The organism is Actinoplanes sp. NPDC051513, assembly GCF_044454685.1.
Classification (GTDB): Bacteria; Actinomycetota; Actinomycetes; order Mycobacteriales; family Micromonosporaceae; genus Actinoplanes.
In genome coordinates this window covers 1-2,522 of sequence record NZ_JBITDW010000067.1, presented here as the reverse complement: position 1 = coordinate 2,522, position 2,522 = coordinate 1, and the positions used below count along the sequence as shown (strand labels likewise).

Here is a 2,522-nt window from a genome sequence, read left to right as displayed (position 1 = left end):
GTCGAGACGAGGGTGTCACAGTGCACTCATACCGGGCGTTCGTGGTCATGGCGGTCGTTGTCCTCCTCGCGTGCCGTGTTCTGGTTGTCCAGGAAGCGGTGTCTGTTGTAGTAGCCGTTCGGGCGTTGCCGTAGTTCGCGTAGCCGATCCAGGTCGGCGCGGTCGGCGTGCAGGATCCAGGCGTGCTGCGGGGTGTCGTCGCGGTAGCCGTGGACCCAGCCGCGGTGGACCCAGGTGTGCAGGGTGACCTGGGGCATGTCGAGGGCGGCGGCCAGGTCCGGCAGCCGCCACTCGTGCTCACCGAGACGCTCGTCGGGTGGGTGGCCGGCGCGGCCCGGGTAACGCGACAGCCCTTGGCGGCGCAGGAGGTCGTTGACGCTCTGCGCGCTGAACCGCTGGCTGCGTTTCGGTGGCCGGAACCCGTCCGCGTTGATCTGCTCGGCGATCTGCTTCATGCCCATCCCGGTCTCGGCGAGGGCCCGGATCCGCGCGACGAGGGCGGGGTAGTAGCTGAGTTGGTCAAGCCGTGCGACCGGACGCACGATCCGGCCCGCGCTGGCATGCCCGCCGGCCCAGGTGACGCCGACGGCGACCTGCTCGGTGTCGCCGACCACCACGACGACGACCTTGGCGATCATCAGCCGCAGCAGTTCTTTGCGGTCGGTGACCGTCGTGCTCGGCGCGTGCCACAGGTCCGGCAGGTCATCGGCGAGCGCGCGGATGGCGTCGCGTTGCATTGCGGTCAGCGTTCGGGGCGCGGCCGCTTGGAACCGGGCGTGCTGCTCGCGAAGCTGTTCGCGGGCGCGGAGTGCTTGTTCCCACTCGGCTTCCAGCTGGCGCACGACCAGACGGTTCTCCGGTTCGGTCAGCCGGTAACGGCGCCGGGCCTGGTCGACCTCGTAGTCGGCGCGTTCCAGCCGCTGCGCCCAAATCCGTTCCAGGGCGGTGCGGTCGGCTTCGACCTGGGCGAACGCGGCCAGCGACACCTCCAGACTGGCCGGTGCCATCGCGGCCAGGACCTGAACGGTGACGTACTCGTCCAGGCAGGCACCGGCCAGCTGCTGGCAGCGGTCCCCGCCGTAGTGCGCCAATTCCCATTCGCATCGGTAAATGTGCTGCGTCCGGCCAGCACCCTCGCTGCGGTAGCCGACCGTCATCCGCTTGCCGCACCGGCCGCAGTGCACCAGCCCGGACAGCAACGCCGACCCAGGCCGAGCCGATCCGGGCGTGGCCGCGGTACTGCGGTTGGCCTCCAACCTGGCCAGATTACGGCGCCACTGCTCGACGCTGATATACCCCGGAAGACGGTCCGGCAGAAACACCAGCCAATCGGCCGGATCATTGAGGACCCGCTCGCGGCGCCGTCCGGCACGGAACTCGCTGCGCTTACGCCCGTAGGCGTAGATCCCGGCATAGATCGGATTACGGATCATGTTCCGCAGGATCGTGCGGTTCGGCCGATGCCAGCCCAGCTCCCCACGCTCCGCGCCCCGCAGCTCACGGACACCGATCTCGATGCCGTGAGCGACCAGCCAGGACAACACCGCGTGCAGGGTGCCCAACTCCTCGAACTTCGCGAAGACCAGTCCGACTACCTCGCGAACCTGCGCGTCCGGGTCCAGCACGATCCCGCCGCCCGGCCGCCGGACATAACCGGCCGGCGGATCGATCCCCAACTCCCCGCGCCGTGCTTTGGCCAACCGGCCACCCCACATCCGCGACTTGATCAAATACAGCTCGGCCTCGCTGATCGTGCCCTTCAACCCCAGCAGCAGCCGATCGTTGTGATCCGCCGGATCGTAGACCCCGTCCGGATCAGCCAGCAGCGTCCGCGACAACGCACACAGCTCGAGCAGCTGGTGCCAGTCCCGGCCCGAGCGGGCCAGCCGGGACATCTCAATCCCGATCACCACACCGACATGGCCGAGCCCGACCTCGGACACCAACCGGGTGAACCCGGGACGGTCCTGACCGCCGCCGGCCGAGTGACCCATGTCCTCGTCGATCACCACGATCCGCGACGGCACCCAGCCCAGCACGGCGGCAAGCTCCACCAACGCGTACTGCATCTTCGCCGACTCGGTGTTCTCATGGACCTGCCGCAACGTCGACTGGCGCACATAAACCACGGCCAGCCGGTCACAGTGCTCCGCTGTGACCTTGCCCGGCCGGCGATCCCAGTCCCGCAGACTCATCGCGCTCACCGCCCGCCATTACCGGCGCCGGCCGGTCCGCTGCTCGCCGGGCCAGCAACACTGCCAACCGGCGGATCACCAACAGCCTGGCGAACTCCGGGATCTCCTCCCACCGCGGCAGATCCGTCCGACCGTCCGCGAGGGGGGCACCGCCTCGACTCGTTCACCGTCCATGCCGAAGCCTCCTCACCCGCGCCGCTGCGCGACCGACCCCGCAACTGACCGACCACAGCGACCAGCCCAAGCAGGGCATCCACCTCAATGATCGGCGCGTCACCAGCACCAGCACCATCTACCGATGCAGTGAACTTCTCTCCTTGAGGACCG

General features: G+C 68.8%; 1 protein-coding gene. It reads right to left on the bottom strand.

The genetic code is table 11. The features are described from left to right. Window positions 1-26: 26 nt before the first annotated feature. On the bottom strand, window positions 27-2,195 hold the full coding sequence (locus tag ACIA5D_RS51720) for a recombinase family protein (protein ID WP_396038117.1): 2,169 nt from the start codon (window positions 2,193-2,195) through the stop codon (window positions 27-29). Between the last annotated feature and the right edge of the window lie 327 nt (window positions 2,196-2,522).